Genomic DNA, 7,692 nt, shown 5'->3' on the forward strand with positions numbered 1-7,692 from the left:
TTTCATTTTTGCTGATTTTCAACGTCCATTTTGTATTGTTTTTCAGATCAAAGTGCACATTTCTGTCTTTAGCAATATTTGCTCTGCCCTCTAGAATAGACTGATCTGCGCTTAAGGTGAAGGTGCCATTGGAGATCGCTTTAACCTCTTTACCATCCCACAAATCTTTATCTTTCCATGATGTTTTGTCCCAAAAAATACCATCTCCTAATAATACGTCAGCATGGACTTCTGATTTTTTAAGATTGACTGTGCCGATTGATGGAGCAGCAGCATCTTCGATGCTTTTTTCAACAACAGTTCTAACGAAAATTCCTGTACCATTTTCAGCATGAAGCTCTGCATTAGTCAGATTGATCTCATTACTATGATATTTTTGCGGATCATGCGAGCTATTCGGATTATTATCAAAGAAAGTTGCGAATTGTAAACTGGCAACTTCTGCTGTGGCAGAAACATCTGTCAGATCAATATGTCCGCCATTTATTACAACCAGCGCAGCCATTTTTGCTTCTATTTTATTTTTCTTCCCATTCTGAAGGGCGACGGATTGGGTATCTAGACCTTTGGAATTAGCATCAATAGCGCCATTAACCATCTTAATTGTGCTATTATTTCCTGCAAAAAGACCAACATCAAAATTTTGAATGGTTGTTTTACCATTTAACTTAATTAAACTACCAAGTTCCGCAACGTTTACAGCAACGGTTTGTTTTTTACTTTCACCACCAGTTATTGTTAAATCTCCGCTAATGATTTTACTTCCACCGTCTGCATAAAACCCTTCATCAACATTTTGAATGGTTGTTTTGCCCATTAACCTAACTTCACTACCAGAGTCCGATGTCCATATACCAGTGCGTTCGTTGTCGGGGCCGTCAAGTGCTTCACCACCGATTATTGTTAAATCTTTGCTGGTGATTTTACCACCGTCAACTGCTCCAAGGCCGCCCAAAGTATTGTTAATTATTGTATCTCCATGCAATTGAATTGTGCTGTCATTGCCACTTACAAATGCACCGTTTCCTTTTCCCTCTGTTTTTAGAGCAACATCTGTGGCATCAATATGCCCTCCGTTGATTGCGAATAACGCTGTTTCGTTCGCGGCTACGGATCCTCCCATCATTATGATCTTAGATCCTGAACCGTCTGCAAGGAGTCCTCCGCCATCAGATGATGTAATGTTAGCATTGTTTTTTAAGATAATCGTACTGCTGGCTTCGGCGCTTCCTCCTACATCACGTCCACTAAATGATCCTCCTGAGACCGTTATTGTTGAGTGATCATTTGCAACTATACTGGCGGCTGCCTGAGTCACTTCTACATTATTTAAAACAACGGTACTTTTGTCTGCTTTTATTCCAAAGTTTAGTAGCGCATCGTCTTTACTATTCGATATCTTCACACCTTCTAGCTTGTTTTCACCACTGTTACTGTTTAAGAAGCTGGCACCAACTAGAGAAGTTTTAATGGTTCCTCCAGTCATGTTTATTGCGCCACCATCGTTTGTTGTAAGTCCAATTTCACTATTACTAATCGTTGTTCCCTCAAGCAATTCAACTACACTGCCTTCACCATTAGAAAATACACCAGATGACTTATCGCTATCATTTGTTTTTAGGGTTACATCTGCAACAGTAATATGGCCACCATTTTCAGCAACCAATGCATTACCTTTCCCCGTGACGGTTCCTCCCGTCATGCTGATGGAGGAGTTTGAACTGTTTGCATAGAGTCCAACGTTATCAGATGATGTAATGTTTGCATTGTTGGTTAAAGTGATGGCGCTGCCGTTTTGAGCAGATATTGTTGTATTTTGTGCATGAAATGATCCTCCCGAGATTGTTATTGTCGAATCATGATCTGCAAATATACCGGCTGCTGCTTGAGTCACTGTTACATTATTTAAAGTGACATTACTGTTAGTTGCCTTGATTCCATTGATTAGTGGCGCATCATCTTTCCCACTTGATGTCACTACATCTTTCAGTTCGTTTTCTTTGCTTTTGCTATCCAAAAAGAATGCACCAACTTTGGACGCTGTAATGCTTCCCCCAGTCATTGCGATTGCGCCACTTTCTTGTGTTTTCAACCCGATTGTAGCATCTTTGATCTTTGTATCAGACAATTCAATCACACTGTTTTCACCTTGAGACAAGGCGCCGAATCCACTCTCAATTTTAGTACCCTTATTAGATGCAGGATTATCCCCTTCTGTAGTAGGTGCACTTGTGGTATCTCCCTTTGCTGTTAGAGTACCACCCGTGACTTTAATATGACCACCGTCGTTTGTATACAATGCTGCGTCTTTTCCAGTTACGCTTCCTCCAGTCATTTTTATGGTGGTATTTTCATCATCGGCATGGAGTCCGTTACCATTAGATGAGGTAATGTTAGCACCGCCATCTACAGTAATGGTGGTGCCGCCCATAGCATATACGCCATCCATTTTACCCTCGAATGAACCTCCGGATACTATAACTTGAGAAACGTCATCCGCAAGTATACCAGTTTCTGCTTGCTTAACTGTTACATTTTCTAAAGTAATTAAACTTTCGTTGTTTATTTCTATTCCAAGGAGTGATGATGCTTCATTTTTATTATCTGATATCACTACATTTTGCAGTACACTTCTACTATTCTTACTACCATCAATATAAACGCCAGTTTGAGAAGCTGTAATGTTCCCCCCGGTCAGGTTGATGTTAGCGCCGTCTTTTACAGAAATACCGAAACGAACATCAGAATCAGTGCCTTGAATATTTAAGCCATTTAATTCAAGCGCACTGTTAGCACCTTCAACTGTTACAACATATTTATCGCTACCTGTGTCTGTATTTGTGTTTTCATTTCCAGTTACAGTTACAGTACTGCCGGTGATTTTTCCTTTGTCTTTTACATAAATAGTCTCGTACGTTTTTCCGGATATATCTTTTTCTTCGTTGGCAACGCCAAGAGTTTCAGCATGTGCAGTGAACTGGATGTTGAATAGGATGATAGCAGCCGCAGCCGTGCATGATAAAAGGGATGTTTTATACACCAGTATTCTCCTTATGAGAGCCCCCAAATATTCATTTCCCCGCAAACTTCATAAGAAGAAGTGAAAATGGATAGTTGTTATTAATTTCGATAATTTTCTTTATTTGGTAAGACATTTTTGATTTTTTGTCAAAATTAAAAAATAAATAATATTAAATTTGTATGAATTTATATTTAACACACAATGTGCTTGTAATGATTTATATTATATAATTAAATTTATTGTAAATCTACATTATAGAAATTATAACTATTATTATTATACTTTACATAATTTATATTATTTTTTATAAAGTAATAATAGTATTTTATGTAGTATTTCTGCATTTTTATAGCTTATCAAAGTGAATGATGACGGTAATACTATAACACTGTTGCTAGCACTTTTGATTATTTATACCTTATTTATCATAATATTATAATATAATTGATCTTGATATCCAAAGGAGTTTGGCACTCTAGTATAAGAATATATTTTTTCTCCTGTTGGAGATATTTTAATAGTATACGACTAAGTTTTTATAAGCTGTTAATGTATCGATGACATTTGAAAGAGCCAGAGCCCAAGCTTATAAATCTTAATCAATTAAAGTTCTTGAAGTTGAAGGCTTGAAATCAACAGTGCTTTTATATCATCAAAGTGCACCTTCATTGAAGGATCATTGCTTTCGTTATTTCGAATTTTTGACATATTTTTGACAATAAAATCTAAAAAAATTGTCTCTGAGGAATTTTTTAATATAAAAAATATGTAACGTTTTTATGGTGATAGGTTTATGAGATATAAAGTTGAATTGGTAATCACCGTGATTGCTTTTACTCTCTCTGGTTGTTTTAATCTTGATTCTGAAAAAATAAAAAGAGACAAGAGGCTTCATCATGATGCATTCATGGATTGGTCTATGAAAGAAAAGTCTCTTACAAAAAATTATACTGCTATCATTATGGCTGATCCGCAACCGTGGCGTTTAAACTCTGGTGATGCCAATGGAATATCAAACAGAGAGCCATGGTTAAAGATAAATGAGCAGGTTGCTGGTGTGATAAAAGCGCACAAGGCTGCATTCCATATTGTCAATGGTGATCTGACGGAGTTTGGACAACAAAAAAACTATGATGATTATGAAAATGTTTATAAAACTCTTGGAGCACCTGTCTATGAGGGGCTAGGGAATCACGATTATGCCAATAATGTTGGTAATTGTACAAATCCTCAAGAATTCAGTTTTTACAAAGATGCTTGTGCTATAAGTGCAGTTTCAAGAATGGTATCGGAAATCAAAAAATACCGTAGTCAATTATCGCATTTCAATGCAGATGTTACTGAAAGCTTGGTTCCCATTTCGGGTGGAAATATTCGCTCGATAAGGGGGAGTTTGAGTTATTCTTGGGATTATGGAGATGTTCACTATGTGCAGCTTCACAATTATCCAAGCTATACGGTTGGTTTGAAGGGGCAGTCTACAGAAGTGCAAATCAATAAATCTTTAGATTGGCTTAGGAACGATTTAGCTGCTGCTGATGCAAGAGGTAAAGTGACAATCATTAATTTTCATGATGCGCGTGCTGCTTCCATTGATGGTGAATCCTTTTTTATTCGTAAAAAGAATGCTAAAGATTTGTCGGTCTTTAAGTCAATTATTACCTCTCATAATGTTAAAGCAATCTTCGTGGGTCACACGCATTATCAGTCTTATTGCCGTGCGAAAAATGATAAGGTTTTTGGAAATATCCCTATATATACAGCTGGTGCGCTTTTTAATGGAGATTATTACCTCTTAGATGTGAAAGGCAAGACCATTCACGTTAAAGCCTATAATGGAGAAATAGGAAAACCGCTTTTAATTAAAGATCTTGGTGTTATAGGGAAAGACACCAAATTTTCGGCAAGTTGCAGTAAGTTATAATAGGATTTGTTTCTTTGTCTTAAAGCATGAGGGAAAAAACGTATTATATGTGCGGACTTGAAGAGCAGTAGGAGTGTCTAAATGTTACTTAGAAATAGAGTGAAAAATCAGACATATTTTTTTTCAAAGCTGCTAAGATTTCAGGTTATACGCTATAAGTGCAATGGTTTAATGTGAACTGAGCTTTAATACAAAGCAGAATAATGGTTTGTTATTCTATTTTTTCTTTTTAGGCTTTCATCTTTGAAGAAAGGGGAGTTTGTCAAGGGTGTGTTCATAATTTGCTAGCACTTGTTGTCCAGAATCATCAAGAAGGCTGTTTTTATTAATTTGTTGCGGTATAATTATTAAGTTATGCCCTTTATTAGAGCTTATAATATCTACTCATGGGCAACACTTTTCTTTTTCATAAGAAAAGCTTTTTATTTTGATCAATTTTTTACTTATAATCTTCAAACAATTGATGTTTTGTGATGCTGTATAATTTCTCTTGATTAATCGTATGAACTTTTAGTTGTATTACAATTTTATCTTCTTCTTTTATACGTAAGTAAATCGTTACAATAATATGATACAAATATTGGAGTCTGTTTATAGCTGTTATGGTCTCATGCAATTATCCTTAGATGACTCTCACGTGTCTTGGCAGTTTTATCTTTGCTTTGAGAGAGGTGTAAAAAGGGGATTTTAAGAAGTTTCAGTTTAGAAAGAGTTTTTTTGCCCGCGAAAAGCTCTCTGATGCTGCCAAGGCAAGTATGGAACAAGCTGGGGAAGATTTAGCAAGTTGGATTGTCGATGGTTTTATGGGCACCATCTCACAATTGATGGATTTTTGTAAATCTTTGCCCTATCGCATTAAGGGGTGGATTGGTTCCATTGATGTAAGAGAGTTTTTGCCAAGTTTTTTGGGGGGTAAAACAGCCATTCAGCCCATAGCACAATTTGCGGGGGCGGGGCGTGCAAATTCCCCTTTCACAGAAGCAAAAGGCAAAGAGCGCTCCACCATCACACACAATCAAAATGTCACGGTGCATGTCAATGGCGCCCGTGATCCTGTTGTCACTGGTCGTGCGGTTGCCCATGCCATTCAACGGGCACGCGCTAATGCCCTGTATGGCGGGACAGAATGATACGGGTTACAGAATAAGGGAAAAGACGGCGTGCTGGAAAGAACACAATGAGGGGAGGGATGAAGTGCTAGGAGGGCGCAATGGTAGGAGAGATGCAATGATACGTTTCGAAAGAGATGACGTGCTGGAAGGGATACAATCAATGGGAGGGAGCCTATGAGAGATCCTTTGATGATGTTAGGACCGCATCAATTTTATGTGGATTGGCTGAATTTCCAATCTTTTGAAGAAGAGTTTTCTGCCTCATGGGTTTGTATGGAGCGTTTTGGCAAGGCTCCCAGTTTGCAATTTACCGGTTATGGCAATGATCCCAAAACCATTCATGGGGTTTGGTTTCCAGAAGAATTTGCTGATCGGGTAGCCATTGATGCCATCACTACAACTATCTGAAGAGCAAAGCCTGTCCAGATGCTTCGTTGGATCAATGATACCCCACCTATAGTGTCCTTCTCCATGGACCCGTAGTAATCACCACGATCAATAAAGACCATGACTATATCAGTCGCTCTGGTCAATCCCAGCGCATCCGCTATTCCATTACGCTCTTGCCCTTTTTAAATGGCGGAAAACCACAAGGACAATACCAAGAGAGACAATATCAAATGGGGTATTACCAAGAGGAACCTACCCCATGAAGATACCCAAAAAGCATGTTATTGTAGAGCTAGAGGATATGAGCCTCGATCTCCTTTGCTTTCACCATGTCATGGCTGTGTTAGGAGACCGGAGGCAAGCTGGTTTACTCAAAGGCTATTTAGAAGCCACACTGGAAGCTAATCCAGAGATTGCCAAATATGGTGTGTTTTTACCACGGGGCTTAAAGGTCATTCTGCCTGAATTTGTTAGCCAAGAAAAGAACAGCATGGTGAAGCGGTTATGGGATTAATGCGTACACACCCTTTTATTGTGGTCAAGGTGGGAGACAAACCTGTTCATGAGGTTTTTTACCAGCGTCTTTTAACCGCAACGATTACGGACCATGCCGGGAATGAAGCCGATACATTTGAAGCAGAGTTTGACGATAGTGGCAATGATTTAGAGGTTCCCTCAAGCAATAGTGCGCTACAGGTGATCTTTGGCTATGAGAACAGCATCAGTGCCTTTATGGGGCGTTTTGTTGTCGAGTCGGTTGTAAGTTGTGGGGGCAGTGATGGAGAGATTTTGCGCCTTTGTGGCAAAAGTGCCTCGATGCGTAAAGAGCTCAAAGAACAGGTGAGTGAACATTTTGACCACAAAACTGTTGGTGAGATTGTTGAGACACTTGCCAAACGCCATGGCTATCAAGCAAAGGTCAGTCCTCAGTTCACCACACAAACTTTGCCTTATGTGATTCGTACAGATCAATCGGCGGTTGATTTTTTAACCCGCCTTGCCGATCGCATGCGGGCACGTTTTTTGATCAAGGACAATAAGTTTTTATTTTTAAGCGGTGACAATTTACCAGCACTCGAACTTCATAAGCACGACTGTTCCAACTGGGAATTTACCCTAGAGCCACGTACGCAATATGGCACCATTGAAGCTTCTTATTTTGATCGCTCAAAAGGGCAGCAATGCCAAGTCAAACATCAGACAGGGTTTAGCGGTCCCGTGCGGCGTCTTCGCACTTGTTACAC

5 protein-coding genes and 1 pseudogene are annotated in these 7,692 nt (G+C 38.9%); 5 read left to right on the forward strand and 1 reads right to left on the reverse strand.

All coding sequences use genetic code 11. The annotated features are described in order from the left end of the window. On the reverse strand, nt 1-3,040 hold a 3,040-nt coding region (locus PVV63_RS09385; RefSeq protein ID WP_273791623.1), incomplete at its 3' end, for a right-handed parallel beta-helix repeat-containing protein. Between the two features lie 775 nt (nt 3,041-3,815). Here PVV63_RS09385 and PVV63_RS09390 point away from each other — a divergent pair. The 5 genes and pseudogenes from PVV63_RS09390 to PVV63_RS09410 all read left to right on the forward strand — a co-directional run. Continuing rightward, nucleotides 3,816-4,946 carry a metallophosphoesterase gene (locus tag PVV63_RS09390; protein ID WP_273791624.1) on the forward strand — a complete coding sequence of 377 codons (1,131 nt, stop codon included), beginning with the start codon at nt 3,816-3,818 and terminating at the stop codon, nt 4,944-4,946. Between the two features lie 755 nt (nt 4,947-5,701). Beyond that, a complete protein-coding gene (locus tag PVV63_RS09395; protein ID WP_273791625.1) occupies nt 5,702-6,076 on the forward strand; it encodes a hypothetical protein in 375 nt (124 codons plus the stop codon). 156 nt (nt 6,077-6,232) lie between these two features. Next, nucleotides 6,233-6,711: pseudogene (locus tag PVV63_RS09400) on the forward strand (phage tail protein). Further along, entirely contained in the window at nt 6,708-6,962 is a 255-nt protein-coding gene (locus PVV63_RS09405; protein WP_273791626.1) for a tail protein X, read from the forward strand. Before PVV63_RS09400 ends, PVV63_RS09405 begins: the two are co-directional and overlap by 4 nt. Further along, the coding region (locus PVV63_RS09410; protein WP_273791627.1) for a phage late control D family protein at nt 6,962-7,692 on the forward strand (731 nt) is incomplete at its 3' end. The genes PVV63_RS09405 and PVV63_RS09410, both read left to right, overlap by 1 nt.

This window comes from Bartonella sp. CM31XJBT (assembly GCF_028618555.1).
Classification (GTDB): Bacteria; Pseudomonadota; Alphaproteobacteria; order Rhizobiales; family Rhizobiaceae; genus Bartonella.